This is a genomic window from Candidatus Nitrosocosmicus sp. R, from assembly GCF_054408505.1.
In genome coordinates this window covers 584,946-611,488 of record NZ_CP167090.1, presented here as the reverse complement: position 1 = coordinate 611,488, position 26,543 = coordinate 584,946, and the positions used below count along the sequence as shown (strand labels likewise).

Here is a 26,543-nt window from a genome sequence, read left to right as displayed (position 1 = left end):
AAAATTGGCTAATAAACCCATTTTCCTGATCGCCATGCTATTTGCATTAATAACTTCCATGGTCACTGTCGCGTTATTATCTTCTTATTCGATGGATACAGAAAAAACAGTTTATGGTTCTGCTATTCCTCAACAAGGTGAAGAATCCACAGGTGAAGAATCCACAGGTGAAGAATCCACAGGTGAAGAATCCACAGGTGAAGAATCCACAGGTGAAGAATCCACAGGTGAAGAATCCACAGGTGAAGAATCCACAGGTGAAGTACAAAACAATTCGAGTACCTCAGACAATTCATCTATAGGAAATAAGTTACCTATAGCCAACAACAATTCGACATTAATAACCTTAGGTTGTACCCCTGGGTATGGATACGACCCCAATAGCCCTAACCCGATTTGTGTGCCACTTGATGGAAGCGAAAAACCTGAAGGAGTTGTCACCTGTTCAGCTTTAGGTTGTCCCTATAATCCACCTAACCCAAATGCTAACCAACCGATAGGAAGTGGTAATACAGAGCCGGATTTAGTAACCTTAGGTTGTACCCCTGGGTATGGATACGACCCCAATAGCCCTAACCCGATTTGTGTGCCACTTGATGGAAGCGAAAAACCTGAAGGAGTTGTCACCTGTTCAGCTTTAGGTTGTCCCTATAATCCACCTAACCCAAATGCTAACCAACCGATAGGAAGTGGTAAAAGTCTAACCAAGTAGTAGCAATCAAACTACTATTTTACTAAAACTCTTTTTTGTTTTTCTGATGATCCATAGGCATACTTAAAGCAATACTCACAACTTGTCATATTATTTTTTTTGAAATAGGGTGATAAAATCGAGTCAAATTTGTTTCTCATACTACCGAACCTATTTAGACCAGGAACAATCAAAGTCGAGTAAGGTAAAGATTATTTAGAATATCTCATCTCAAGTTTGACTAATGTTTTTGCTATTCCATGATCCTTAGAATTAGTTAGCTATTCTCATATCCTTTTCTCATTCGAGGATATTCATATATAATACCAATTATATCCAAAAATACGAAAATACTATTTTTTATTTTGCTAACGTTAGAACATGTATCTAGACTAAATCCTGGAATCTGCGATAGCGTATGTATTATAGGAGCAAGTACGAGCCCATTCTCATGTAGCTAGGATCTGAAAGTTTAATCTTTTCATCATTCTGGTATTAGATGATGTAAGTTCCAAAAAGTACAATTTGACTTATATTATGAATTAGTAATGAAATTTGTCATTTGTAAAGTTTCAACTTTCTATCCTTCAGTAGGATACTATATATTAGTAATAAACAATAATGATTAAAAATGTAATATTGAGATCCCTTTAGATATTTTGGCATATAATATTATGATTTTTTCAAGGCTAATCCTGTTATCTATCGTAGTTGATTGTGACTATATTCTTTATGACTTATGTGTTTTTGATACCAAAATTTGTCAAAAAAGGAATGAGGAATGGTCTATTGTTACTCCATTAGTATTTCTCTTGGCGAACACTGACTTGGCGGTTCAGTATCTTTGCAAGTAGTACAATATCTTTCAGAAACATACGAACCACGAGGTGTTACACGTTTACAACAGCTTACAGTTTCACCATCATCATTATCTGCACATTTTATTCCTTCACCACCAGGCCTCCATACGGGCATCGCATCTGCTGTGTATAAAGAGGTTGAACTATAAACTGATACAACAAGAATCGATACGGTTGCGATCATCAGCATCTGGTTATTCATTTTTGTTGTGTGGCCTCCTTACAAACAGTCTTTTTAGCAATTGTTCGATGTATATTCTTTATTTGATTTAATTTTTTCATATTCTGCTATCATGATAGCAGAATATAAACATTACTCTATTGATAGCATGATATCAAAACCATGAATATAAATAATAATTTGTAGGATTAGATTTATTATAATTTGAAATAATGATTAATAGTCAATACAAAGTTCAGACCTCATTTTATTTTTCTTTGCAACGTTCGGAGACTTTTTTACACAGTTTTTGATTCTCTGAAACCATGACCTTTTTTAAACCACTAAATGCAATTATTCTAGTTATGGGCGAATGAGTATTGCAAGGTACTCTGATATGTACTATCTTGAGGTCAATACTCCATATAAGATCAAAGAGATTGACTGCCATTGTATAATTTATAAGAATTAATATGGTTTAATTGTACAGTTTGGAGGTATCGGTCCTTGTTTTGGACATTCTGGTGGAGTTGGTGAATTAGCTCTTAGACTATTTTCTTTTTCATCTGATTCATCTTTTTGTCCTTGATTGTCTGAATTAGATGGTGATGAGGATTGTTCGAGCACTCCATCATCTTGTAAGGGCGAAGCCGGGCCTGATGGCTTAGGTGGTGTCGGCGGTAGTTCTAATGTCGTTTGCAGTTCCTTTTCTTTGCATTCCATTTCAGTTGGCTCTTTTGGATTTCCAGTAGATTTGCATTCTTGACAGTACATTACCCCACCAACTGGTTTAGTGTCCCAACAGCATTTTATGTATGCGGTTCCATATACAGTATCGCAATTCGCTTTGGGATGTCTATAACCCGGGTCGGGAGGTACTCCAAATGAATTGACAGGCAAGGAACTCCAAATTAAAATAAAAACAATTGATGCGATTGTTGTTAAAGCAATTGACTTACTTATCATAAATGCCCCTTCAGAACAAATGTTTTTAAAGTTTCTGATTCAATTATAATACTTTGTAAATTATGACAAATTCGAGAAAAGTTGATGCTTTGGATGATTAATAATTTCTTTCTAGAAGTTTGACAAAAATCTAGTTTTATTCTACTTGTTGAATTACCAACCTTTTGAATACTGGTGAGAATGGATTATTACTGTTCATAAGGGACAAGTTGCAAGTTAACTTTTTTGAAACATCCATGCATTTTGAAAATTAGTTAGTTTCTTTAGTTTGAACAAATTGACCGAACCCCTATACCATAGGGGACTTAATCCCACCGATCCAGGAAAATAGAAGGGTCTGACCATGATAATGATTAATTTTTTTGTTACCATTATACTCATTCTCCAATCGACCTATTAAGGCGGACTTATTAATCCAAATATTTACTAATTTTGATTCAATTACAACGAAAATTTAATTAATATCCTCTAATTAGAGAGGGCAATGAAAGAAATCCTTTCCGGTGTATTTACTATTCTTGTTTTCACCCTAGCAATACCTCTTGCATATGGACAACCACTTGATACTGCCACAAATCTTGATACAACTACAAACCAAACCACGGCTACTACTGCTACTCCTGAAGCTACCATAGGCAAAAGTGAAAATCTTACTATAACCGATCTTAGATTCCGCGGCGAATCAAATCAAATAACAGGAACAGTCACAAATAATTCTACAAATGAGCAGTCTTCTATATCAATATATGCGGTCCTTTTTGACAAAAATGATTCTTTTCTTGGAATTGCTCAAGGTAGACCTTTAGTTGAATCACTTCCCCCAGCTGATAATTCTCCATTCTCAATAGATTTGTCCTCAGGGTTTGGACTCTTTGCAATGCCTGAAGAAGTAGATGGTATTGATCATTATACAATCTATGTAAAAGGAAATGAGCCGCTTTTCTAAAGTAGCATAGGTCTGGAGGGAAAAAGAATAGTTGATAAATCAGACCAACGGTCGACCCTTTAATATTTTTATGTAAGTAAAAAGTAATACCATATTGTATTTTACTCCGTCAGGCTAAAATTGATTGTTGATTCACATCTTGAATGGGCCGCTTAGACTCCTGTGGTTATCCTCATAATTTCCACCGAACACGCTACCAATTATAGTAACGACCTTACCCAAAATAAATGACCCCTAAAAGTATTATTTGGATCTATATTAGACTATTACAAGGCTTTTTATGATTTCAGTAGATAATAATCCATAGAAATAAGATTGGAAAGGGTGGCTGCTATACTATCGGATTTTGATGGAACTCTATGTCCTACATCTGGTATAAAATATAATTACAATAGTTCCGATTTTATTCTACGCGCAATTGAAGACATACTCTGTGAGATTTCTTTAACTGTCCCAATAGGAATTATAACAAGCAAAGATTTTGATTTCATTTATCCAAAAATTAAACAATTTGCAAAAATATTGTCTTGTATTTTAGGTTTAGAAATGTTTGTTTTAGATGATAGGCAACAAATTAAGTATAATAAAAATATTCTAAATGAAAATAAAAAAGTATCTACAGAAGATATCACTATTAAAGATAAGGTTTCACTTTTTGACCCTGAAATGCTATCAATCAACTCTCGTATGTTGAATGAAATTACCGCCTATCTTGAAAAAAACTATCACACAATGAATATTGAAAAAAAGTTTCTAAAGGGTAAAGAAAATCTTCTAGGCGGAATTACGTTGGATTGGAGACATAATTCTAATTGGACGGTTAATAAAGAGAAATATAAAGAGATTGTCAAAGAATCAGGCCCTGTTAACTTAACGATAAATCTTTAGCTTAAAGACGCTCTATTTCTGTTATGTTAAGTAAAAGAACTAAAACATCTTCAGAGCATATTTACTATGGTCTTTATTTGTACTTTCTAGGCTTATCGCTTAGAAATACTGCCAAGGCATTGTCCTTTTTACATATTATCAATAGAAGTCACGTTGCAATTTGGAATTGGATTCAAAGGTATAAACCTCGAAAGGTTTCAACAAGAAGAACAAAAATATCAGAATACCTCATTGATGAGACATTAATAAAAGTCGGCTCAGAATACTCCTGGTTATGGGCAGCAATCGAACCAGAAAATAGGCAAATTCTCGCACTCTTTCTTAGCTAATAAATCCAAGGAGAGGAACATGCTTATCGCAGAGAGATTTATTTCAGGTCTGATCAAGATTCACGGAAAACATGTCGTATCAACAGACGGTGGAACCTGGTACCCAATGGCTTGTAGATTCCTAAAACTAAAACACCATATCAATTCTTCGTTTGAGAAAAGTCTGATTGAAAGAACTATGCAGTACATCAAGGATCGAACTGAAGGATTTGACGATTACTTTCCATGTAGTAAAGAGAAGTGTAAACTAGATGTCAAAAACTGGTTGAATCTATTTGTAAAAATACACAACAAGGAGGTGCCAAACGCCTAAGTTAACAGCGCCTCCTGGCTTTATGCAGTTATTAAATCATCACTTGAACTTTCTGATATTCTAAAATTGTTTTTCTTCTTTAAAATGAGGTAATACTTTTTTGCATAATTGTTGTACAAAATCAATTTCGTCAGGACTAGTGCTATGTAAATATATTTGAGTGAAACCGGTTTTAAAGTATTCTTCAAGTGGTTTTATCAAATCTTCTACAGATGTTACTATTAGAGTAGATTTTTTTAACTTTTCATCCGATACTTCTTCTAATGCTTTTTCTTGTAATTTTCTTGGATCATTAATGGCAGTATCAAATACATTTTCAATACTGCTTGCTCTCCAAAAATATGTGGATTTGAATGCCTTATCGTAATCCTCAGAATAGGATATTTTGGGTTTTCCTATTTTCTCAAGTTTAGTTGGATCTTTACCTGCGGCTTTAGCAGCCTGATCGAATTTATCAAATATTTCTTTTGAATTATTAGGCTTTGATGTTGTGATCAATCCATATGTATAAGTAGCGGCAGCTGTAATAGCCTCAGGTCCTGATGCAGCCATGTACAACGGGATGAGGTATGAAGGAGGAGTATAAAGTTTAGCCGATTTTATCTTAAAATATTGACCATCATAGGTCAAAAATCCATCTTTATCGATATGTGTATTGCCAATGCTAAATTTAGTTTCTTCATCTCGTAGAGACTGAGGTTGTTGATCTTTTTTCCAGAGATTATTTATTATTTCAATTGCCTCTATTGTTCTATTCAATCTAGTTTCTGGAGAGGGCCATTCAAATCCTACGGAAGCCTCATTCATGGCTTCTCCTGTACCAACTCCTAAGCTAATTCGGTGTGGATACAATGTATCAAGTGATGCAAATGCTTGCGCTATTATTGCAGGATTGTATCTGTAAACGGGAGAAGTAACTCCAGTAACAAATTGCATATTTTTTGTCCTTTCTGCAGCTGCTGTAAGCCATATCCAAGTAAAATTTCCAAATCCGCCGTCATTCCACCAAGGATGAAAATGATCACTAGTCATAGTTGAAGTAAAGCCGCCTTTCTCTGCTTCAATTACAAACGTGATTAAATCTTGCAAGGAATATTGTTCTTGGGAGGCCCAATAGCCAACTGATCTCACGGCTTATTATTTTTAATATAGTATTTATCCCATATAGCTACACTTAGCGATAGAATATCAGAAATAAACAAACTAACTGAAAAGTTTACTAATGTTTAGAATATACATAATACTAGTGTTTGTTGATGATGAATTTCCTGTCCAAAATTTGGTGAACGTACTTCTTAGTAATCTTTATATTTATTTAATTTCATGGAGTTACCAAATGCCAATAAAAATGAGTAAGAAAGGTGGAGGGACTAAAAAGAGATCATTTGACGAAGGTGTAGTGGATCTGAAGAAACAAGGCAAATCAGAGGAATCAGCACGAAAGATAAGGGATCAATCCAGAAAAAACAAGAAGGCAGTAGTAATACTTCAAAAAAGAAAAAGAAAAGTTAAAAACATTATGATGATTAAGAGTGGAGACTGTATACATTCAGAGAATGGATCAAAACTGTTTATTTTATATTCTCAAGTTCTTTGAAACATTTATCACATACGGTCTCGTCTTCCTTTGCCGTAAATAATTTACCACACGACGAACATTTTATCATATGTTCTTATCACATTACCTAATAACATTGATAACAAATTATTAAAAAAGTTACATCTTGTATTCGACCTTTATTAAGTCTCAATGACAAGTCAAATAATGAACCCAATTTCTTTTAATATGTAAAGAAAATTCAGAGATTTCTGTGAGATTAATTCCCGTACAGCATAAGAGTTCGTTGGAAATCATGAGGATATCCAAATGGGTCGGAAAGGAAGGTTTCCTGGTGTGAGAAATAATATGATTAGCCAATTAATCAAAATTATCGCATTGTATCTATCCTGCTATGTACGATACCACAGGAATTAGGACCCAATTCTAAATCCTGTTGCTCTACCCTATCACAATGGGTCAAATTCTTATTTATGGATATAATTTGTTCATAATTCATTGGTTGGGTCGGGATATTTGAAGCAACATAATTCAGAAAATCTTTTTCGGATTTGGTAATAGAATTTAGTTTGCGTTTGATAGATGCAATTGTATCAAAAACTGGTTTTGCATGTTTAAAGCTTGAACTATAGTGAGCTGGAAGTATAATAGTCATATCAGGTAAATTAAATAATTTTTGCCGATAAGTCTGATAAAGTTTCTGTGCGTACTCTTCTGACTTTTTATGGAGGTCAGGTCTTCCTACTCCATTTACAAAAATTGTATCTCCACTAAAAAGAAAGTATTTTGAATTACTTACATCATTTTCTGTTTTCAATTCACTCGTCCCTCTAATTTCCAGTTTAAATGATATACTGCCATCTGTGTGACCTGGAGTATTAATAGCTTCTAAGCAAATCCCATCCCCAATTTCTAATTCATCTCCATCTTGAATTAGCGTAGGTTTGAAGTTCTTTTCAGAGTCCCGATTTTTAGTATCGTATTTTTCAAGTGAGCTAATCGAAATCTCGGCTCCATATTTACTAGCAATTCTTGTTGAACCTGACAAATGGTCGGCATGCATGTGAGTGTCGATAACTCTAATTATTTTTAGTCCATTTTCTTCTAGTATGTCTTTGAGGACTGTTTCGATTGTACAAGTAGCATCGATAATTGTTGCTTTCTTGTCTTTCAATGATGCAACTACATAACTCATACACCCTTTTGATACACGTCTTATTTGCCAAATTCTTAAAATGTCTGAATTGGTATCCATAATTGCAGTATCATATATAGTGCTCCAACCATCCATTCCCCCTTCGATAGTTTTAACCGTATACCCTAATTCGGAAAGCATTTTCGCGGCATTTGATGACCTTTGTCCATGAGTACAAAATGTAATGATTTCCTTATCTTTTGGAATCTGTTTAAGAGATGCATTTGTAGTTATAGTATCAACCGGAATTACCGGGGTATTTTGATATCTATCATAAGACACACTCCAAGCATCATGTTCGTGTTGATTTCTTACGTCAAGTAAAAAAATGTCCTCCCCCTTGTCTATTTTTTTCTTTAGCTCATCTGACGTGATTCGTAAATTATTATTCTTGTTATTATCATTACTGTCACTATTTGCAACTGTCATACGGTCAATAGTTGTTTCATTAATATTTAAAATTGTATTTAGATGGAGGTTACAATCTAGAAGTTAGTTAATATCTATTTTTGGTCTCTTTCATCAAGAAAACAACTACAATGCCAGAAGCCAATCCAATCCATGCGACTACTTGAATTGCGAATAACATATTAAATAAATCCGAGATAAATCCTATTCCAATCGCACCAAATACAAATCCTATGTCTCTCCAAAATCTATAAACTCCAAGCGATGTTGCTCGCCAGCTTGGATGTGCATTATCACTAATTGCTGCAAGCAGACTAGGGTATACCATGGCGGTTCCAACGCCCAATAGAGACATTCCAGTTACCCATCCAGGAAACGCTTGAGAATATAAAATTATCCAGATTCCTATCGATTGTATAAACATTCCAGGAAAGATGAGAATTTTTCTTCCTACTTTATCGCTTATTGAACCTGTGACAAGTTGTAAAATTCCCCATATGCCAGGGTGCAGTGCTTTTAATAGCCCAATATCATTTGTAGTTAAGGCAAAAGAAGAAAAATAAAGAGTGAACAATCCCCAAGAAACACCAAATATCAAATTATTAACTAATCCGGCTTGACTGATGGCAAGTAAAGAGCGGTTTTTCCAGGAGGTTTGAATAAATACACGTCTAAAACTCAAATCCCCTTTAGTTTCATGTTTATCTTTATTTTCCGAGACAAGAGCATCATGATTTTCTATTTCCAAGAGAGTAAACCTTTTTGTATCCTTCACAATTAACCAGGATATCAAAAATCCTGCAATAGCAAATACAATCCCAAGATAAAATGGATAAGGTTTTAGCCCATATATGGCTGCTAGATAACCCGTTACAAAACCAACAACAGCTACAGCAAAGTATCCAGAAAATTCATTGAATCCTAATGCAAACCCTCTTTTTTCTTTTCCGACAAGGTCAATCTTCATGTTGACAGTCATGGACCATGTCAGTCCTTGGTTAATTCCAAGAAATACATTGGCAATTATTATCCAGTTCCAATCTGGTGCTAGAAGCAATATGATAGGAACTGGTATTCCAAACAACCATCCTAAAATTAATACGTTTTTTCTACCCCATTTGTCTGATATTTTACCCGCGAAAAGATTTAGAATTGCTTTTACTAATCCAAAGCTTGCAATAAAAGATACAATCAATGCATCTGATTGAATACCAAATTCGTTAGCCCCAATAAGTGGAACTACGGTTTGCTCCAATCCTATCATCGAACCTACGAACGCATTAACTAAAACAAGGATTAAGAACTGGTTAAGATTGGGTCGTAAACCTAGTCTAATTGGTTTTTTAATCCCACCGTCACTATCCTTGTTACCAACCATTCTTAGTTTTCCTCAAGAGTTAATACGGTCATGAAATTATTATTTGAAAATTGATTTAAAAACACTACCTCTCAAGAAATACGAAAAAGTTAGGAGAGGTTTCTCTGAAAATTAGAGTTATTGAAAAACGATTAAAATTCTTTCTTCAATCTCTTAAATTCAGATAGCGGTAGAAATTCGGATTGTGTAATCGAGGATGATAAGGAGGTATCCGGATTGTCTAAATTTTCACACTCACAATCACTATCGGTGTCACTGGTTTTTCTAATTTTCCTTGCGGATTCTACTAAAGTTAATGTAAATGTTCCTATTAGTAAAGCCAATGGGATAGCCAAGAACATAGAATATTGATAGAATACCAAGGTCACGGTTTCAGCCGTCAATATACATGCACTTTCTGCTGTAATTAATATTACAATACTTGTTTTGAGAATAGATTTCATTTGTGGATTTTTCCGATGGTATATGAATTGTGCTAATCCTTTTCCAAAATTTAAGAATGTAAATTTCAAATTAAATAGGAATCCTTTACTGGAATTCCCTTCAAGAAAAGAGCAGCAACCGTGTGCTTTTTTTATGTTATCATTATCATCAAAGTCCCATCTTCCCAAAATAGTCATGAAAGTTGAAAAGCCAGCTATTGCAAATCCTATGAAATATGCGATAACGATACCTAGCAAATTAAAACCAAAAATAGAAAGACCAATATTTTCTCCAATTTCCGCTGAAATTATGCACAAAATTTCAATCCCCAATGCGGCTACAAACACTTTTTTAATATTTTGAAATATTTGTGGGACATAACTTAAATTCTTAAAGATGTTGAATTGGCTTGTGTGTATTGGCGTACAACAACAGTTTTCCATTATACAGTTTTTGCACTTTATTAATACTCGAACAAATTTCAGGAGAGCACTTACATTGAGCACACACCGAACTCTGCATCTACTATTCTATTGACTTTTTAACAAAATAAATTCTTCATGAAATAGTAGGGATATAATGTTTTGTTAATTCGGTGGTATTGGGTTCCGTATGGTATAGGGGTCCGGTGGTACGTGAAACAAATTTGACTGAATTTAACCACTGTATATAAATGATAAACGATGCATCTGAATTCTATGCAATAAATTGACTTTTTAACTAAGTAGTTTCTTATTGTTTGCTATTTATGATAAAGTTATACTATTAATAGACTGGTCCCAAGGGGCTTGCAACCGATATCGGTGTAATAAGATATATTTCATTATATTAAGAACCTCTAGAATTATCAGATACCCTAGGAACTTTGTTATGGGACGAAAGTTATCTGATAGAAATTTGGTGATAATATGAATCCTCTTAATTATTGCTTAAAATAATTTCTCATTATCAATCGGTTAATAGAATTTATTCATGATAATGGGAGTTTACAATAATGCCGACCAACGCACAAGCCATACGAAGTATCAGTTTTATAAACAATTTGCTTGAGCGTTTACTGAGTTAGATGCCAAAGTAATGTCGTGCAAATAAGTAGATACCTAAGAATATGCTAAGGATAAACTAATTCTACAATAGGTTTATTAAATTATGATTGACATGAAATCATCTTTATTCTAGGTTTTGAATATGACTCATCATTTGTTTATTACTATAAATTGGTCAGAGAGGGAAAAGTCTCTGTATATCTTATTCGGGCACTGAACATTTATTTTCTGGACTTTTGTTATATAAATATCGAGAAGTTAAAATATACCGAATTTATCGATTATTAAAATCTCACAGTTTGAAGTGTCTAAACTATGATAAGGATAATTTTAGATATGAATTATGATAAAAAAATGAGCAACCTAACAAAAAATCAAAAAGTTAGTATATTTGGGATCATGTTCATTGCAGCAGCATTAATTGGTTCCATAGTAGCTATTTCTGGAGATAACAACGCAGCATTTGCAACAAAAAAGAAATCAAATGATTCTTTCCAAGATATCACTCAAGATAGTTTTACAGGTGAGAGTGCAGAATGTTTTTCAAATAACAATACATTAGCATCATGTAACAACGTTGCATTGTCATTCAACCTAAATGACGGCAACAACGCAAACGGTCAACAATAACCATCCCTTTTTTTACCAAGAATCAAAATATACAGTTTTAAGCCACAGTATCGTGTGGTATAATTAGTAACTATAAATAGATATCTAGTTTGGTGGGATTAAGTTCCGTATGGTATAAAATGTTCGGTGGAAATCATGAGGATATTCACATGGGTTTAACAGGTTTGTCTATATGCAGTCAGTCAGGTGAATGGATTGATAATCTGTGAATATTTAATTTTATTACTAATATAACTTATTTTTATTTTGACCTTTTGTTTTCATCATATTGTCAAATAATGAAATCTTATATTTACAGGCACAAAAACGATAATAAAATATCTTGGTAAATATTCTAACTCAAAATTTTATTTTAGTTTAATAAAAAAAGGCTAACATAGAATAGTTGATCATTGTAGGTATTATCAGCACTACTATTTGAGTTTATTTGATCACTTGACCCTTTGCTATCACAAATACGAATGTTGGTTTTAGCCAAGCATATATTGATTTTATCTCAAAAAGGCTCCAAGTCCCTGAAATAAAAAATATTAATCCAAAACCGTTCGATTCCATCTTACAAGGTAAGGATAAGAATCGATAATGACAGACATGGGATTTCGATTCATTAGATGGATAAATATCCATGAACCCAGAATAGTCGTTTCGGTTGGTCTCAGATTGGTTAAATCCAAATACCTTTCATATTGCAAAAGTAACATTAATTATTCCAGTCATGCTCCGAGGATGATATTCGCAATAATATTTTAGGATTTGTGGAATTCCAGTATTAAATGCAAATTGTGAGGATGAACCGTGTTCTATTACTTCACTTTCTGCCAAATGCTCTCCTCCCCCTCTTGGCTCTATCTTTAATTGATGTTCTGCACTGTCATTTTGAATACTGGTAATTAAAAATGTATAATTTTCATTTGATTTGAGATTCAATAATGGATTAAATCCAAGTTCATTACTTTTCCATACATATTTCCCTACTTTTTCAGCTGTTAATTCTACTAGGCTATTTTGATTCAGTTTTTCCTGAATCTGTCCAAAAATAACTTGATTAAACTGAAAATTCAATGTAACCATCAAAAGGCAAATGACAAATAAGATAAACGTATTGTGTTTTAATAATTTTGACACTAATGCATAATATCTCATAGTTTCTTTAAATATTTAATGCATATATAATAAAATCATTATCATTCAAATTTAAAAATGCAGGTTTCGGTTCCCTATAAAAGATTCCAGCATAAAGGGTAATGTTAAATTTAGACTATGAACATAGTTTTATTATTTGTTTTCTATTTCAACTATTAAAGATAAATAGGTAAAATACATACCTTGGATTTGTTGATATTATTTTAGAATAAAGGTAAATGTTTTTGAATTATGACCATACTTCGTACGCCTCAAATCCAATCTTTAAATAAATTATATAGACATCTTCTGGACAACACCATTTCTTATTAGGACTGATGTAGTTGTGAGCTACGTATTAAATCGGTGAAATTAATATCTTAGGGTTTAAGGACATATCATGATGACATGGTTTCTTGTACAATGGGCAATTCCTTCTATCTGTATTAATACAACCACTTACATGATCCTCAAGAGAGTCTTTTGAAGACATTGTAGATTCTCTAATACCAGTACAAGATGAACATACAGTGTTAGTAGTTCCAGAGGATACGGTACCGTCACAAATTTCACATGTTCTAATTTCTCCAATTCTATATTGATATTATTGATAAACTCTTTGTCATGTTCAATCAAATGATAATTTAGTAACTTGTAAAGATCCTTTAAGTCTAGGAATGGATTTTTTAAATTCGTTGGATGCTCGAATTAACTTGTCCTCTGTTTTTATACAAAAAGACTAATGCAGAAAAAATAAATTAAATTCACCAACGAGTATAAAACATTAGCTCTGTTAATAGTCTTTTATATAAATTTGGCTCACATCTAGCAAACAGATACTATAAGTGCAATTGCATAATAATAAAATAGAGACATAGAATGGAAAAGAATTTTTCGTCGATAAGGGCATTTGTTGATGTTGGCGGAAATATAAAACCCTGTGTAATTTGCGGTAACGCGGCTACTCAGGAAGCAATATTCACTGTAGAGGGAGCTACCATTATTGAAAAATACTGTGATTCATGCGCAAAAAAGAATATAAAATAACAGAATCCAAAAGATCGTTTATCTGACCTTTGCTCAGAATAGTCAAATGGTCGTTATCCGCAGGATCGCATTTGTGAAGATGAAAACAGAAAAAAAATTGTTTTAAAAAGATGAAAATTAAATATTGCCCTATATCTTATACCGTATTATATCGTTACTATATATAGGTATCTAGTTTGGTGGAAATCATGAGGATATCCACATGGATTTAGTATTCCTTCAGATTTTAATAACCAGTTTTATGATTATTCGTTTAGATATTAATCCTATATTGTGTTAATAGAAAATCTTCAATGGTTTGGACCCGGAGGGAGGATTGCTGATATCGGTCCACGAGACGGATTATATCGATAGATATAATCAAGCTAGACATCGAAAAAGATCTCTACTCTAAAAGCCAGATGTAATCCGGTTCATTGCCAACAGTAGACTTGACTAAACCAATGCTATTATTTAGTAGAGCCAATGATTTGCTTTGCGTATTGTTGAATAATATTATTTCATGGAAAACCCAACTACCATCAGCCGGTCTTCCTATAGCAGAAGTAATCCAAGCAATACTTTCTCCATCTTGAGTCTCGAATGTCCCATTACCTGTACTCTGGATTAATTCATCAGATAAGTGAGTGCTTATGTAAGTCTGATTGTTAGTAACATTCCCTACACCTTTTAAGATTCCGTGGTCATAGGAATGTTCCTCTGTCACTAGATAAGGGGTTAATGATATATTTTTTGAACCCAAGAACATAGTTTTATTAGAGCTATAAATTGAATCGGCTGCATCCAAAGGTGCGGTAATCTGTTTGTTAATACTTGGCTGAGGGGTCTGGGAAGTTTCTGCCGGACATGAAGTACCTGTTCCTATCATCAGGACATCTCATCATTCCTGGTGTTTCATCAGAAAATGGTACTGTGGTTGGACATAATACTTGCCATGTAGCAGGACCAACGATTCCATCTGCAGTCAAACTATTATCTGTTTGAAATTGTTTAACAGCTGCATCTGTACCGGGTCCAAAATCTCCATCTACATAATCTCTATCTATATACCCTTTTTCTACTAATAGATTTTGTAGTGTAACAACAATCTCACCTGCGTTACCTTTCTTAAGTGTTTGAGCATTAGAATCACAGGTTGTAGTGACAGGAGTCTGTGCTAATAAATCTGTGCCAAAATGGGATAAAACTCCCACAGTGGAGATAATCAACAAACATAGAGGTAATGACGACTTTATTATCCTATTCAAATAGGTTCTGTGAAATATGGTGATTTAAATAGATTTAGATTACAAAGTGGCCCACTTTTCATCTTCATTATCCTCTGATTGATCATCCTCTGGTTCCTCATCTTCCTCATCATCACTAAGATAATAAATTCAGAACCGGAGTAAAGTAAATTAATATAGATTCTTGATCCAACAGTGACTCTAGTTAGTCTTGAAAATTGACAAATTACTGTTTATATTCTTCTGTGTGGGGCACTATTATCCAATAGATTTTATTTTTATCAGCATAATCTTTATTATCTTGTGGATTAATCTAGTAGCCATTTATTATATTATTGTCTTCAGAGCTAACTGCACCAAATTGCTTAACTAATTCTTCAAACATTATTCTATATTTTTCAGCTCCTACGTTCGTACCATTGTTGTAAAAAATTGGTACTAATCATCAAGTAGATATTTATAGATATGTACAAAAGAGAATATTCTGAATCCGTAATAAATTATATATATCTATATTTCGAATTCTAGATACTGTAATAAATGCGGGATAAATCCTAAATCAAAATGAGGGCGGTCTAAGAAAATTAAAAATTGATAGTAACGAACTCTAAAACTTGGATATTATTTGCCTCTCGTTATATTATTTTCTTCTTTTCAGAACCAAAAATAAAAAACTGTGCATACCTTGTCTATCTGTTTTCGAAATGGCGGACTTTTTTCATATCCACATTAGTCAGACGATAATTGTTGGTTGATTAGGTATGCATTAAGAATCTAAATAGAAAAAGAAAGAATCTAAAAATATAAATGAAATAGTGCAGATGAGATTTTATGAAATTCCAAGGTTATCTATCTTTTTTCCTAGCTGTGATTTTCACTATGTTTATGAATTTTCTAGGTTATCTATCTTTTTTCCTAGCTGTGATTTTCACTATGTTTTTTATCGTCTGCATGGTTCTTCAACAAATAATAACGTATCACAATATCCTAGAAAAGGCAAGAAAATTTTCTAGCAATAAATTTTCTCTGAAGAATTAGTTTAACAAAACTAGATTATTAATAACCCTTCCAAACAAATATTTCTTTATTTGAAAAGCAATTGAAAGAAAATAATTCATCAAGAAATTAGGGATATGGTAATTTACAATCAATGCAAAATTTATATTTGCTTCTGTTTCTTCCGTTATATTTATATCGAGATTAATTTACAATGTTTTTCTAAAATTCTTGATCTCTATTGTTTCAAAATCAGTCCAAATATTGTATCCTGTGTATACATATACTTGAAAGTGTAGGTGGGGAATATAGGTATAACCGGTCATTCCAACTTTGGATATCTTTTCACCTGCATGAACCTTTTGATATAATCTAACCCTAGAACTCTTGTAATCGAGGTGGTCATATCGAGTATACTCTCCATTTGAATGTTTGATTGTAATAAAATTGGTATAAAACCAGTATGAGGCATCAGGACCTCCGATATTAGAATCATCATTAATGTAAGTTACTACGCCGTCTGCTGCAGCAAGAACGGGAGTACCGATAGGAACAATAAAATCCACTGCATTTTGAAGCTTACCTACATGTGCAGGAGAAGATCTATCTATCCTTTGCAACACTTCTCCAGGCACAGGGGTAGTGTACTTATTTTTTGTCCTCATTTGAAAAACATATTCACTTTACATTGATTATGATTCTGTTAACTGATTCATTTAAATCATTATTGTTATTGATTCGTTCACTGGTATTATTTGAATAATTTTCTTTAATTTCGGTATTCTGTGGCATAATAATTGTTAGTTACCATACTATATAAAAAAGGGTATCAAACGGTTTTAAATACCTGATATTGACAAAACTTTACTGACACTGAATGAACTCTCTAGCGAGGTTGTCTGAGCAATCTAGCGAAACTCAACCTTAGAATTTTCCAATCAAAAAGATCTGTATGGTAAGAATCTCAAAATATGAATCAACAATATCTAACATCGTGCTAGGATAATCGAATTCAAATAAATCATTGATCATTCTGATCATAGAATAGGATTAGCAGAATATATGTCGGCGAGAATAAGAAGACACATCCAACCTCAATATCTTCCATGCTGACCTGCGAAAATATATTAACTCTTTAAACTCCGTTTAGATAATTATAACTCTGGATCCGTGGGGATGAGTTCAGAGTCGTAATGGGCTAGTTAATATAGACATTGATCAATATGAGCCGATTTGTGATGAATAAGCCCTTTCATGGTATTAAAAACCAATAGATACCTGTGTTTATATAGTATAGAAACTATATAATATTACAATGTCTAAGAGCGATAAAAAAGAAATTAATGACCAAACTTCATCTTTAAATAACAATAATATTTACCAAAGTAATCAAAGATTATATAATAGAATTGTAGAACAAAACACCGAATCACTTGAACAAGCTTTTGATGAGTCAAAAAAAAGTATAGATGAAAGTATTAGAGAAGCAAGAAATCAGATTCCACGTTATACTGAAACCGTTAATCAAGTTCAAGAACAAACACTTCAAGCTACTAGAGATGTTGCAGAAAACTATCTTGAATATCAAAAACAAACAATTGATTCTTTTCAATCAATATCTACCCCATATATACAAAATGTAAATAACCAATTATTGAATAGCCAAGACTACTTTAGAAGAATGCCAGAGATGTACTCGAAATTGGTGAATAATTATGCAGAAAATACCATAGCAATGAGTAGAATTTTCAATGATATGGCATTTTCTAATATTGAAATATTCAAAAATGTAGTTGATAACACAAAGAAACAATCTAAACATCTTGCAGAAATAGGAAAAAGAAATGTATCAGCATATGAAAGAATTGAAAGAGACAACAACGATGCATTGTTATCTGCTCAAAAAGATCATCAATCAAAAAATTAGAAGAGAAAGATAAATTAACAATCTTGTTAAAGTCAGTAGCAATACTATTTAACTTCTAAAAAAAATATTTATTGAATTTACAACGTCTATTAATTAAATACCTGATCTAATTGATTAACTAAAGTTTTTGAAAATGGATATTCATGTAATAACGTTCGGATTTAACAGTTATATAAAATGCAATGAGACCTATAAGATTAAGTTCCGTATGGTATGAGGGTTCGGTGGTATGTGATACAAATTAAACTTGTTTCATTTACCCAAATGACCATGGATAAACTTGGGAAAATAATATACAACTAAAGGGTAGACTTTGCCTTCTCAGTGTAGAAGGCAAACAATAGGGAAACGATAACAAGCGAATATGAGCAGAAATAATACAAAATATACTATTGAAGTTGAATGATCAATATCGCTACTTTTATTTTTTTGACCTTACTTCCCTTAGAACAGTTTCGTAATCTAAGTAGGCATTTTTTCTCATATAAGGGATCAATTTGTAATGAATTGAATAATACTTCTTATCTTGAGTGAGAATTCCTTTAAGTAATAGCGATACTAGCCCCCCAGACATTTTTGAAATTGGAATATTCTTTTCTATTGAAACTTTGTTTCTCATTTTATGATATTCCTCTGCTGTAAAATAATTCTTATCAAGTTCTAAAACCAATGGCCAGATAATATATTCCCACATTAATCTACGATTTTCAGTGGAAGTCGCATATTTTCCCTTTCTATTTGATTGGTTAATGGTCCCATACTTTTGCTTTTCTATAGTCATTTTCTTGCTCTAGAATTATAAATATCATGTGGGTTCTCACGTAATATATTGTGCAACAAGTTTTATAACACCATCTATTTGGTGTCTCGTTGAATCTAACAAGTACATCTTAGTCAATTGACTAGGTATTTAGAAATTGTTGTTCAAAAAGTGATATGATTTCCATTTCTATCACCCTGATTAATATTTGTGTCTTATCATTTAAAACTAGTTGAAATCTCTATATTTCGGTTTATAGTAACGATTAGGGTAATCTATCAACGATATCCATCATGACATACTTAATAGGTACGAAATGTATATATATGACATGACAGCTGACAAAAATTCTAATCCGATAGTCACGTCTTTGCACTCTTTCCATAAGAAGTTTTCGTCGATAAGGGCATTTGTTGATGTTGGCGGAAATATAAAACCCTGTGTAATTTGCGGTAACGCGGCTACTCAGGAAGCAATATTCACTGTAGAGGGAGCTACCATTATTGAAAAATACTGTGATTCATGCGCAAAAAAGAATATAAAATAACAGAATCCAAAAGATCGTTTATCTGACCTTTACTCTCAGAATAGTCAAATGGTCGTTATCCGCAGGATCGCATTTGTGAAGATGAAAACATAAAAAAATTGTTTTAAAAAGATGAGGATTAAGAATTACCCTACATCTAATACTTCCCTATATCGTTACTACAAATAGGTATCGTGTTCGGTGGGATTAAGTCCCTGATGGTATAAGGGTTCGATGGACATCAACCTGATCCATTAGTTTTAAGTGGAAGTAAAATTAAATTTGTTCCGTATTTTTATCCTTATTCTAATATGGTCCTCTCTTTATCTCAGCTTTAGCCCAAAGTGTTTCAAAAATAGAGTCATAAGACATCACGGTATTTATGTTATTAGAATAAATTGCAATTCCTGTATCATTATTTTCGTCATTAATATTATCATCCGAGTCATTAGAAATATCTTTTTATTCTATTGCTAAAACATATTCGCTATCTATAATAATTATGAATGCGTTTTGTCATAATCATCCCACGTTTCCTCTGGATCATCCCTTTCAAATACTGGACCGATGGAAGCACCTTGTCCATGTCCTGTATATGTTCCTCGAATCCGGTAAACATTCTCATCTGAAGAAAAGTATTCAAGCATTTTTAGATCAATTCTATGCGCAATTACTACATGTGTTCCTCCGTCATAAAATGCGGGCATAACTTCCAAATCCGTGGATATTTTATTTCTTAACTCCTCAAGCACTGGTTTTTTATCGAGGAAGATTTCTATGGTATACATCGGATTTTTATCACCAGCCAAACGCTGAAGAATGTCCACAATTAGCTGAGTATCCACCTTGGGAAGACAGGTTTTCATTAGACTATCAAATTCCATATATTTTTTTTCTAATTCTTCAATACAGCTCATTTATGCAATAATATATTTTTTGTATTTGAAGATATCGAAATAGCTTAAAAAATCTATTCATATCAGTAGATAAATCATATTTATTTCATTAATAGTGTAAAATAGTTAAACTTTATTTATTTGCATCTTATTATTAGAATATATAATTTCAAGGTTAGAATACCATTTTGATAAATGCATCTTGTATATTGCCCTGTTGTTATTATACACAGTATTAAAATGTCGAGGAATAAAGGAATATTAGAACTATATGACATTATGCATCCAGATTCCATAGAACTTCTAGAATAACATTGACGAACTATCAGGTTGTGGTCAAATGTTTCTTGATAAATCCATATCTATGGACAATTAAGAGAAAAGATATTTAATTAGTTTCTTGATTTCCTCTCCGTAGAAAACCCATAATTCGTCGAAAATAACTCACCCCAATCCGTTGGGATCGTATAGAGTCTTCAATAATGGTAAATGGATCAAGCCCGGGCGAACCCTTAAAGGCTATAAACCATTATAAAAGTATAAGTTTTGTATAAGCATGAATATAACATCATTCCAAAAAAATAAAACTATAAATCATGAATATCAATGTGGCCTCGAATTGATCCTAATTTTCTTTATAACAGATTTAAGATTATATTAAAGCCAGCTGCGATTGTATGTCATATAGTTACTAAAATGGGTAACTGGTTTGACGGTATGTGAAACAAATTTGACTTTATTTTATAACCCAAGTATTAAATTGGTATAATGATATCCATCTTTGAAATCCTATTTCTGTATATAGAAAGGGGTGAACCGATAGTAACGTCAATAAATCACTATTTTATATTGTGAATATCATAATTTGGCGTCTGTAAACTCGGTCTTATTGATTTATTTATTGATCTTGTAAATTATCCTCGGATAGAAATATTATAAATAAACCAGACCACTTAATTATTATGCAAAGCGTTAGTATTGCAAGCGATTTTCGTTAATAAATAAAAAATACTTTATGATCCTAACACTTTCAATTTCTTTAAATTCTTTTAAAAAAAGAAAAATGATTGAGACTTGCCAATCTCACTATACCATTGCTCATATTGCTTGGAGGAACTGCGTCTGAGGTCTTGGTTCAGAGTGAAAGGGGGTAATTATCGTGATAGTATTGTGACAGGAACGATGTTCTCCTAATACGGTGCTTGTCCCATGAAGTTGCCCGGTGGGCTGTATCGGCACACCAGAATGCTGAAAGGATGACCATCGCCACTGCCGGTCCCACAACCGACCTCTTGTGTGTCCTTCCATACCATCTGTGTGTAATGACCGGTCGGATACCAATTCTCCGGTGTCAATACGCCGCCCTGCCAATTCTTCTTTTCGTCGACCCATAGAGACTGTCCCTCCCCTGGGGCGGACACCCCCATGGACGGATTAAAGCCTGCAATATTCTCACCCACGCCATTAGGCCTGTTGGGGTCGTGTGCAAACTCGCCTGTCGTAGCGAGATTCTGGGCCCAAGACTGTGCGCCGGAGGCTAGATCGTTGCTCCACACGAGAGGCGGAACTCCAACGGCAGCACGCTCTGCGTTGTGTACGGTCAGAATGCTACTGGCCAAATCCTCCCCTTGCACATTTTCAGTATTGTTACTCAACGGAGATTCACTTGATAAAGTGGGATTATTTTCCGTTGGCGTTGTTGATAAATCAACATTATCAGCAGTAGACCCACTATCTGATGATGAGTCTGGGCTATCCCCGGTAGACCCGCTATCTGATGTCCCCTCACTATTATCAGTAGACCCACTATCTGAAGCGAAACTATTCTCGCTAAACTCACCATCTGATGTCCCCTCACTATTATCAGTAGACCCACTAGCATACATGATTGCCGAAGCAGGTAAAATCATTGAAATCATTATTAAAAATAATAATGAAATACTTATTCGATTCATGGTTGCCAGAGCCGTGACATTATATATAAAGTAGTTGTCATGATATTAGGCCCTGTTAACTTAACGATAAATCTTTAGCTTAAAGACGCTCTATTTCTGTTATGTTAAGTAAAAGAAAGAGAACATCTTCAGAGCATATTTACTATGGTCTGTATTTGTACTTTCTAGGCTTATCGCTTAGAAATACTGCCAAGGCATTGTCCTTTTTACATATTATCAATAGAAGTCACGTTGCAATTTGGAATTGGATTCAAAGGTATAAACCTCGAAAGGTTTCAACAAGAAGAACAAAAATATCAGAATACCTCATTGATGAGACATTAATAAAAGTCGGCTCAGAATACTCCTGGTTATGGGCAGCAATCGAACCAGAAAATAGGCAAATTCTCGCACTCTTTCTTAGCTAATAAATCCAAGGAGAGGAACATGCTTATCGCAGAGAGATTTATTTCAGGTCTGATCAAGATTCACGGAAAACATGTCGTATCAACAGACGGTGGAACCTGGTACCCAATGGCTTGTAGATTCCTAAAACTAAAACACCATATCAATTCTTCGTTTGAGAAAAGTCTGATTGAAAGAACTATGCAGTACATCAAGGATCGAACTGAAGGATTTGACGATTACTTTCCATGTAGTAAAGAGAAGTGTAAACTAGATGTCAAAAACTGGTTGAATCTATTTGTAAAAATATACAACAAGGAGGTGCACGCCTAAGTTAACAGCGCCCTATAGATAAAGAGAATCTTAAAATATTGAGAGCAAAGATTGAGGTGGAATGGTTATGAGAGACTATTAAGTTGATCGGGCAACAACATCAAGACTGCTACATAGAAATCATTTTCTCGCCATTACAATAACACAGTTGCCAGGAATACTATAATACGGACACGTTATATTGAATAGTCTAAACTAGTCTAATAATTCAGTCAATCTTTTTAAGCAAACCCCATAAATTCTACGTAGACAATAATAAATATAAAAAGGGATAACATGGACATAAATTTCTGATTTATTTGTTATCAGGGCGCCGCGCTGGGCGTGACGCATACCAATAATCTGATCAATTTAACTACATATATAATTAGAACCAGTCTTAATCGTGTATGACTCTGACCTTTTAATAAAAGTGATTATGGTTTTGTTAATCCACGACCGGCTGTTTGATCAGTACTTATATTTCCATTGTTTACTTGACCTAAATCAGCACTGTTATTACATATGATAGTACTATGCGGCAACGCTTTGACGTTGCCTGTGGCACATAACTGTGTAGATTGCTGATTCTGGTTTATGGCTGAATTAGCACTGTTTGAGCCACCTGTAGAACTTCCAGTACCTACACCATTACCACTTCCACCCAAATTTGGTCCAGTACCACCGCCTGTTTGACCCGCGTCTATATCACCATTATTTGCTTGGCTCCGTTCAGAAACTTTTTTGCATGCAGAAGATGGAAGATCTCCTGAAGCACATTTTTCAACTTTTGATAATTTATTAAAATTAGATGGTTGAGCAAGGGCACCATTACTCACGATTAGAGGCGTAAGAATCAATGCACTTGCAATAAAGAATGATATAACGGTATACAATTTATCATGGTTCTTAATAGGATTACTCATCACAATTATTATTGGAATCAAACTTTATAATCATCTATTTTAAAAATCGTCGTCTTTAGTCCGTTTCTTTCTTTTAGAATAAGACGGTAACCAATCTCTTCATCATGGTTTTTCTTCTTGGTATGGCAATCTCTAAAACGTAGATTTATTGATATCATCAAAAAAGGAGGAAGTCCTATTAGTTATTCATATATAGAAGAATGATTTCTTTGTGAAGGATTAGAATATTTTAGACCTTTAGAAGCCTTTCTAACGTCTTCATTAGTTAATACTTTTTTCTTCTAGTATATCTTGTTTAAATTAGATACATCAGTTACTTCTGAATTCTCTTCTACTTCCTTCTTGCTTAATACGTCTACTTCGGAATTTCGAGTTGTAGACGAGTTTGCATCCACTGCGAATGTATAACTATCATTTTTTATACTCTTCTGCTGTCAGTCTGATAAGAATATCTAATTAAAATAATGATATCTTAGTGTTATGCAGGATCCGCCAATATTAGTAAGGTGTTGGTTAACCTTGTATTAATATGTCACTTGTTTCCCATGAGCACATCTTTTGCTAACCCGTACTCGTATTCACTTAATAAATTAGAGTGACAACTTTTACTATGTCCAAGGCTGTCTGAATACTCTAATGATTCTACACTGGATATGGGAACCATGCCATCATTAGGTTTTGGAAGATTATCGTATCCTCCTTGCTGGATAGGCGAAAATAGTGATAGATCGCAGTTTCCCATATCAGGATTCCAATCACCTGCAATAGTGTAATATTTGGTATTTGGATTCTCCTTTACTTTGGTATCTGCAGCTCCGGGCCTTAAATCGTATACCGCGGGTGTACATACTTCATTATTTACTGCTAATGGAGAGCCTGCATTAGGAGTTCCTATCATTATTAAATTTGCAACATCCTGAGTGCTATTTCCCAAATACATCCTTGCATCTAAACCGCCTTTGCTATGACCAACTATATTCACTTTATTTTGACCAGTTTTGTCTGTTACATCAGCGATTTGACTCGATAATTCTTTTGCATGTTCAGCAGCTGAACCACATTTGTCATCGGATTGCTTAAAAGTTATTGGGAAAACTGGAATATTGTCTTTTTTCAACAAATCTTCCCACTTTTTCCATGTGGATGCATCGGATAAATAACCATGTATCAAGAGAACAGGTAATGGTTTAGTTGCATTACTATTTGCAGGAGTAGTGGTAGCTGAGACTTGAACATAAATTTGTTGAAGTGATATAAAACAAACAAACATGCCCAAGGCAACTAAACTAAAAGAAGCCAATACTATAATTTTTTCATAGTTTTTACTTTTCAAATCAGTAACAATGGTATATAATACCTTAAATAGCCACAGTAAAAACCCAGGTTGCAAGAGCTAAAATTTGTAGTAATAACTAATATACATGATTCCTTTCTTATCAGGATATTTTGGTAACATTAACAGCTGGTCTATATATTAGATTATTATATTGAAGTTGATTCTTTTCACCTTATCTATTTAATCTATATTAATTACCATAAATTGAATGAATCATTCTAAATTGTGGCCTAATGCATCAATCAAAAAATAAAATAATGTCGATTGCTTTATCAATACTTTTATTCAGTGGGATCTATGTTGTCGCTTTATCAATAGAAGAGTACAATACTGTTCAAGCACAAGGACAATCTCACAATACTACTAATACTGCAGTGTTAATTTAGAATTTAAGCTTTAAGGGAACTAAGTTCCATACAATCCTTCCCTCTCGTGTATAAAAGTAGGATAACTCCCTCTTACCATTATAAACCATTTTGAACTATTCATCTTAATGACAGACAATTTTATTGATGATGCAGCCAAGAAATTGAAAAATTCGCAACAAGACGCTAAAGCATAGGCCGAGACTGCACAAGACCATGCTGAAGGAAAACCTAGTTCTGAAACATTGAACAAGGCAAAAGAAAAGGTAAAGGACGCTTTTTCTTAATTTTTTAGGTTATTTCATAAAAAGCTAGAAACTAGTATGTTATAATATCCTCAAGGCAAACTTCCCATAAGTCAAAGATAACATTTATGAAATACCATAAATATTTTCAACATTGGTTTAAAATTTAGATTTCATGGAATAAGATTCTGTACAATCCGGAAATCTTTTAGGATGTATTCCTAAGCGAGTTAAGCGAAAACCATCGCTCTCTCACATAGTTGCATTTGATTAGTTATTTTATGATAATCAAATTGATTACCATTTCTAAAGAATATTAACCATGAAATTACACGATGTCATGATCGTGCCTTAGAAATGAGTATTTCCAACGGTCATGTAGTACTCATTTCTAGGCTTTGGTACTACTACTGCCTCCTGTCCTTGTAATCTATACACTACGAATAGTTAGAGCCGCCGCCTTTATGGCGGCACTACTTGACTTAATAATCAATGAGAAAACAGGAGATCAACTCCTGATGGTCTTGTTGATAGTTTGGGTTCTGCAAATACTCTAGTTCTTTGGTTCTTTCAGAAAGTGGTAGCTAATATCCCACACCTTGTTAAAGAATGTTTATTGTTTGTCCACAACGATTTTGTTATTACTCCATAGAAGTAGTTGAAACCTCTGTATTTCTGTTCGTAGTAACGATTAGAGTACTGTATCAGCGATATGCGTCATGACATACT

The 26,543-nt window shown here is 33.5% G+C and carries 28 protein-coding genes; 13 read left to right on the top strand and 15 right to left on the bottom strand.

The genetic code is table 11. The features are described 5' to 3' along the window. Positions 1 to 4: 4 nt before the first annotated feature. On the top strand, positions 5 to 712 hold the full coding sequence (locus AAGU22_RS03185; RefSeq protein WP_458720790.1) for a hypothetical protein: 708 nt from the start codon (positions 5 to 7) through the stop codon (positions 710 to 712). A gap of 771 nt (positions 713 to 1,483) precedes the next feature. Here the strand turns inward: AAGU22_RS03185 and AAGU22_RS03180 are convergent. Together AAGU22_RS03180 and AAGU22_RS03175 are read right to left on the bottom strand one after the other, a co-directional pair. Further along, complete coding sequence (locus AAGU22_RS03180; RefSeq protein ID WP_458720789.1) at positions 1,484 to 1,753, bottom strand: hypothetical protein; 270 nt, start codon at positions 1,751 to 1,753, stop codon at positions 1,484 to 1,486. Positions 1,754 to 2,179: 426 nt separating this feature from the next. Next, positions 2,180 to 2,677, bottom strand: coding sequence for a hypothetical protein (locus tag AAGU22_RS03175; protein WP_458720788.1), 498 nt, complete (start codon positions 2,675 to 2,677; stop codon positions 2,180 to 2,182). Positions 2,678 to 3,161: 484 nt separating this feature from the next. Between AAGU22_RS03175 and AAGU22_RS03170 the strand changes: the two genes are divergently transcribed. The 4 genes from AAGU22_RS03170 (at position 3,162) to AAGU22_RS03155 (ending at position 5,153) form a co-directional block, all read left to right on the top strand. After that, on the top strand, positions 3,162 to 3,623 hold the full coding sequence (locus AAGU22_RS03170) for an FxLYD domain-containing protein (protein WP_458720787.1): 462 nt from the start codon (positions 3,162 to 3,164) through the stop codon (positions 3,621 to 3,623). Positions 3,624 to 3,938: 315 nt separating this feature from the next. Continuing rightward, positions 3,939 to 4,511, top strand: a complete 573-nt coding sequence (locus tag AAGU22_RS03165) for a hypothetical protein (protein ID WP_458720786.1) — start codon at positions 3,939 to 3,941, stop codon at positions 4,509 to 4,511. A gap of 23 nt (positions 4,512 to 4,534) precedes the next feature. Beyond that, positions 4,535 to 4,840, top strand: coding sequence for a hypothetical protein (locus tag AAGU22_RS03160; protein ID WP_458719011.1), 306 nt, complete (start codon positions 4,535 to 4,537; stop codon positions 4,838 to 4,840). A gap of 19 nt (positions 4,841 to 4,859) precedes the next feature. Beyond that, positions 4,860 to 5,153, top strand: a complete 294-nt coding sequence (locus AAGU22_RS03155) for a hypothetical protein (RefSeq protein WP_458720785.1) — start codon at positions 4,860 to 4,862, stop codon at positions 5,151 to 5,153. Between the two features lie 60 nt (positions 5,154 to 5,213). Here AAGU22_RS03155 and AAGU22_RS03150 read toward each other — a convergent pair whose 3' ends face one another. Continuing rightward, complete coding sequence (locus AAGU22_RS03150) at positions 5,214 to 6,284, bottom strand: LLM class flavin-dependent oxidoreductase (RefSeq protein WP_458720784.1); 1,071 nt, start codon at positions 6,282 to 6,284, stop codon at positions 5,214 to 5,216. A 205-nt stretch (positions 6,285 to 6,489) separates the two neighbouring features. Between AAGU22_RS03150 and AAGU22_RS03145 the strand changes: the two genes are divergently transcribed. After that, on the top strand, positions 6,490 to 6,750 hold the full coding sequence (locus AAGU22_RS03145; protein WP_458720783.1) for a hypothetical protein: 261 nt from the start codon (positions 6,490 to 6,492) through the stop codon (positions 6,748 to 6,750). Positions 6,751 to 7,081: 331 nt separating this feature from the next. Here the strand turns inward: AAGU22_RS03145 and AAGU22_RS03140 are convergent, their stop codons facing one another. The 3 genes from AAGU22_RS03140 to AAGU22_RS03130 all read right to left on the bottom strand — a co-directional run bounded on the left by AAGU22_RS03140 (position 7,082) and on the right by AAGU22_RS03130 (position 10,558). After that, the gene (locus AAGU22_RS03140; protein ID WP_458720782.1) at positions 7,082 to 8,335 is read right to left on the bottom strand and encodes an MBL fold metallo-hydrolase; all 1,254 of its coding nucleotides are present in this window, start codon (positions 8,333 to 8,335) and stop codon (positions 7,082 to 7,084) included. Between the two features lie 67 nt (positions 8,336 to 8,402). Next, positions 8,403 to 9,692 carry an MFS transporter gene (locus tag AAGU22_RS03135; protein WP_458720781.1) on the bottom strand — a complete coding sequence of 430 codons (1,290 nt, stop codon included), beginning with the start codon at positions 9,690 to 9,692 and terminating at the stop codon, positions 8,403 to 8,405. A 131-nt stretch (positions 9,693 to 9,823) separates the two neighbouring features. Next, positions 9,824 to 10,558 (bottom strand): hypothetical protein, encoded by a 735-nt coding sequence (locus AAGU22_RS03130; RefSeq protein ID WP_458720780.1) that lies wholly within the window; start codon positions 10,556 to 10,558, stop codon positions 9,824 to 9,826. 918 nt (positions 10,559 to 11,476) lie between these two features. Here AAGU22_RS03130 and AAGU22_RS03125 point away from each other — a divergent pair. Further along, positions 11,477 to 11,791 (top strand): hypothetical protein, encoded by a 315-nt coding sequence (locus tag AAGU22_RS03125; protein WP_458720779.1) that lies wholly within the window; start codon positions 11,477 to 11,479, stop codon positions 11,789 to 11,791. Positions 11,792 to 12,472: 681 nt separating this feature from the next. Here AAGU22_RS03125 and AAGU22_RS03120 read toward each other — a convergent pair. Then, positions 12,473 to 12,853, bottom strand: a complete 381-nt coding sequence (locus AAGU22_RS03120) for a cupredoxin domain-containing protein (protein ID WP_458720778.1) — start codon at positions 12,851 to 12,853, stop codon at positions 12,473 to 12,475. Positions 12,854 to 13,792: 939 nt separating this feature from the next. On the opposite strand from AAGU22_RS03120, the gene AAGU22_RS03115 reads away from it, so the two are divergent. After that, positions 13,793 to 13,960: a hypothetical protein gene (locus tag AAGU22_RS03115; RefSeq protein ID WP_458720777.1), complete on the top strand. Its 168-nt coding sequence runs from the start codon at positions 13,793 to 13,795 to the stop codon at positions 13,958 to 13,960. Positions 13,961 to 14,345: 385 nt separating this feature from the next. Here AAGU22_RS03115 and AAGU22_RS03110 read toward each other — a convergent pair whose 3' ends face one another. The 3 genes from AAGU22_RS03110 to AAGU22_RS03100 all read right to left on the bottom strand — a co-directional run bounded on the left by AAGU22_RS03110 (position 14,346) and on the right by AAGU22_RS03100 (position 16,847). Continuing rightward, complete coding sequence (locus AAGU22_RS03110; protein ID WP_458720776.1) at positions 14,346 to 14,828, bottom strand: hypothetical protein; 483 nt, start codon at positions 14,826 to 14,828, stop codon at positions 14,346 to 14,348. Next, complete coding sequence (locus AAGU22_RS03105; RefSeq protein WP_458720775.1) at positions 14,767 to 15,207, bottom strand: peptidoglycan-binding domain-containing protein; 441 nt, start codon at positions 15,205 to 15,207, stop codon at positions 14,767 to 14,769. Before AAGU22_RS03105 ends, AAGU22_RS03110 begins: the two co-directional genes overlap by 62 nt. A gap of 1,184 nt (positions 15,208 to 16,391) precedes the next feature. Further along, positions 16,392 to 16,847: a M23 family metallopeptidase gene (locus AAGU22_RS03100; RefSeq protein WP_458720774.1), complete on the bottom strand. Its 456-nt coding sequence runs from the start codon at positions 16,845 to 16,847 to the stop codon at positions 16,392 to 16,394. Positions 16,848 to 17,497: 650 nt separating this feature from the next. On the opposite strand from AAGU22_RS03100, the gene AAGU22_RS03095 reads away from it, so the two are divergent. Beyond that, positions 17,498 to 18,109, top strand: a complete 612-nt coding sequence (locus AAGU22_RS03095; RefSeq protein ID WP_458720667.1) for a hypothetical protein — start codon at positions 17,498 to 17,500, stop codon at positions 18,107 to 18,109. A 421-nt stretch (positions 18,110 to 18,530) separates the two neighbouring features. On the opposite strand, the gene AAGU22_RS03090 is transcribed toward AAGU22_RS03095, so the two are convergent. After that, positions 18,531 to 18,890, bottom strand: a complete 360-nt coding sequence (locus AAGU22_RS03090; RefSeq protein WP_458720773.1) for a hypothetical protein — start codon at positions 18,888 to 18,890, stop codon at positions 18,531 to 18,533. Between the two features lie 310 nt (positions 18,891 to 19,200). Between AAGU22_RS03090 and AAGU22_RS03085 the strand changes: the two genes are divergently transcribed. Beyond that, positions 19,201 to 19,416 (top strand): hypothetical protein, encoded by a 216-nt coding sequence (locus AAGU22_RS03085; protein ID WP_458720772.1) that lies wholly within the window; start codon positions 19,201 to 19,203, stop codon positions 19,414 to 19,416. A 479-nt stretch (positions 19,417 to 19,895) separates the two neighbouring features. Here AAGU22_RS03085 and AAGU22_RS03080 read toward each other — a convergent pair whose 3' ends face one another. Next, positions 19,896 to 20,312, bottom strand: a complete 417-nt coding sequence (locus AAGU22_RS03080; RefSeq protein WP_458720771.1) for a hypothetical protein — start codon at positions 20,310 to 20,312, stop codon at positions 19,896 to 19,898. Positions 20,313 to 21,481: 1,169 nt separating this feature from the next. Further along, positions 21,482 to 22,246: a CAP family protein gene (locus tag AAGU22_RS03075; RefSeq protein WP_458720770.1), complete on the bottom strand. Its 765-nt coding sequence runs from the start codon at positions 22,244 to 22,246 to the stop codon at positions 21,482 to 21,484. 101 nt (positions 22,247 to 22,347) lie between these two features. Here AAGU22_RS03075 and AAGU22_RS03070 point away from each other — a divergent pair, with 101 nt between their 5' ends. Beyond that, entirely contained in the window at positions 22,348 to 22,653 is a 306-nt protein-coding gene (locus tag AAGU22_RS03070) for a hypothetical protein (protein ID WP_458718896.1), read from the top strand. Between the two features lie 19 nt (positions 22,654 to 22,672). Further along, positions 22,673 to 22,963: a hypothetical protein gene (locus tag AAGU22_RS03065; RefSeq protein WP_458720769.1), complete on the top strand. Its 291-nt coding sequence runs from the start codon at positions 22,673 to 22,675 to the stop codon at positions 22,961 to 22,963. 416 nt (positions 22,964 to 23,379) lie between these two features. Here AAGU22_RS03065 and AAGU22_RS03060 read toward each other — a convergent pair whose 3' ends face one another. Both AAGU22_RS03060 and AAGU22_RS03055 read right to left on the bottom strand, forming a co-directional pair. Then, positions 23,380 to 23,868, bottom strand: coding sequence for a hypothetical protein (locus AAGU22_RS03060; protein ID WP_458720768.1), 489 nt, complete (start codon positions 23,866 to 23,868; stop codon positions 23,380 to 23,382). Between the two features lie 532 nt (positions 23,869 to 24,400). Next, complete coding sequence (locus tag AAGU22_RS03055) at positions 24,401 to 25,201, bottom strand: alpha/beta fold hydrolase (RefSeq protein ID WP_458720426.1); 801 nt, start codon at positions 25,199 to 25,201, stop codon at positions 24,401 to 24,403. A gap of 236 nt (positions 25,202 to 25,437) precedes the next feature. On the opposite strand from AAGU22_RS03055, the gene AAGU22_RS03050 reads away from it, so the two are divergent. Beyond that, positions 25,438 to 25,590 (top strand): hypothetical protein, encoded by a 153-nt coding sequence (locus tag AAGU22_RS03050; RefSeq protein WP_458720767.1) that lies wholly within the window; start codon positions 25,438 to 25,440, stop codon positions 25,588 to 25,590. Positions 25,591 to 26,543: the final 953 nt, after the last annotated feature.

What these genes read in the sequence shown, in the direction of transcription:
- AAGU22_RS03180 (WP_458720789.1), bottom strand. Translation starts at nt 1,753, where the DNA reads ATGAATAACCAGATGCTGATGATCGCAACCGTATCGATTCTTGTTGTA.
- AAGU22_RS03175 (WP_458720788.1), bottom strand. Translation starts at nt 2,677, where the DNA reads ATGATAAGTAAGTCAATTGCTTTAACAACAATCGCATCAATTGTTTTT.
- AAGU22_RS03170 (WP_458720787.1), top strand. Translation starts at nt 3,162, where the DNA reads ATGAAAGAAATCCTTTCCGGTGTATTTACTATTCTTGTTTTCACCCTA.
- AAGU22_RS03160 (WP_458719011.1), top strand. Translation starts at nt 4,535, where the DNA reads ATGTTAAGTAAAAGAACTAAAACATCTTCAGAGCATATTTACTATGGT.
- AAGU22_RS03155 (WP_458720785.1), top strand. Translation starts at nt 4,860, where the DNA reads ATGCTTATCGCAGAGAGATTTATTTCAGGTCTGATCAAGATTCACGGA.
- AAGU22_RS03145 (WP_458720783.1), top strand. Translation starts at nt 6,490, where the DNA reads ATGCCAATAAAAATGAGTAAGAAAGGTGGAGGGACTAAAAAGAGATCA.
- AAGU22_RS03140 (WP_458720782.1), bottom strand. Translation starts at nt 8,335, where the DNA reads ATGACAGTTGCAAATAGTGACAGTAATGATAATAACAAGAATAATAAT.
- AAGU22_RS03135 (WP_458720781.1), bottom strand. Translation starts at nt 9,692, where the DNA reads ATGGTTGGTAACAAGGATAGTGACGGTGGGATTAAAAAACCAATTAGA.
- AAGU22_RS03130 (WP_458720780.1), bottom strand. Translation starts at nt 10,558, where the DNA reads ATGGAAAACTGTTGTTGTACGCCAATACACACAAGCCAATTCAACATC.
- AAGU22_RS03125 (WP_458720779.1), top strand. Translation starts at nt 11,477, where the DNA reads ATGATAAGGATAATTTTAGATATGAATTATGATAAAAAAATGAGCAAC.
- AAGU22_RS03115 (WP_458720777.1), top strand. Translation starts at nt 13,793, where the DNA reads ATGGAAAAGAATTTTTCGTCGATAAGGGCATTTGTTGATGTTGGCGGA.
- AAGU22_RS03110 (WP_458720776.1), bottom strand. Translation starts at nt 14,828, where the DNA reads ATGATAGGAACAGGTACTTCATGTCCGGCAGAAACTTCCCAGACCCCT.
- AAGU22_RS03100 (WP_458720774.1), bottom strand. Translation starts at nt 16,847, where the DNA reads ATGAGGACAAAAAATAAGTACACTACCCCTGTGCCTGGAGAAGTGTTG.
- AAGU22_RS03095 (WP_458720667.1), top strand. Translation starts at nt 17,498, where the DNA reads ATGTCTAAGAGCGATAAAAAAGAAATTAATGACCAAACTTCATCTTTA.
- AAGU22_RS03090 (WP_458720773.1), bottom strand. Translation starts at nt 18,890, where the DNA reads ATGACTATAGAAAAGCAAAAGTATGGGACCATTAACCAATCAAATAGA.
- AAGU22_RS03085 (WP_458720772.1), top strand. Translation starts at nt 19,201, where the DNA reads ATGACAGCTGACAAAAATTCTAATCCGATAGTCACGTCTTTGCACTCT.
- AAGU22_RS03080 (WP_458720771.1), bottom strand. Translation starts at nt 20,312, where the DNA reads ATGAGCTGTATTGAAGAATTAGAAAAAAAATATATGGAATTTGATAGT.
- AAGU22_RS03075 (WP_458720770.1), bottom strand. Translation starts at nt 22,246, where the DNA reads ATGAATCGAATAAGTATTTCATTATTATTTTTAATAATGATTTCAATG.
- AAGU22_RS03070 (WP_458718896.1), top strand. Translation starts at nt 22,348, where the DNA reads ATGTTAAGTAAAAGAAAGAGAACATCTTCAGAGCATATTTACTATGGT.
- AAGU22_RS03065 (WP_458720769.1), top strand. Translation starts at nt 22,673, where the DNA reads ATGCTTATCGCAGAGAGATTTATTTCAGGTCTGATCAAGATTCACGGA.
- AAGU22_RS03060 (WP_458720768.1), bottom strand. Translation starts at nt 23,868, where the DNA reads ATGAGTAATCCTATTAAGAACCATGATAAATTGTATACCGTTATATCA.
- AAGU22_RS03050 (WP_458720767.1), top strand. Translation starts at nt 25,438, where the DNA reads ATGCATCAATCAAAAAATAAAATAATGTCGATTGCTTTATCAATACTT.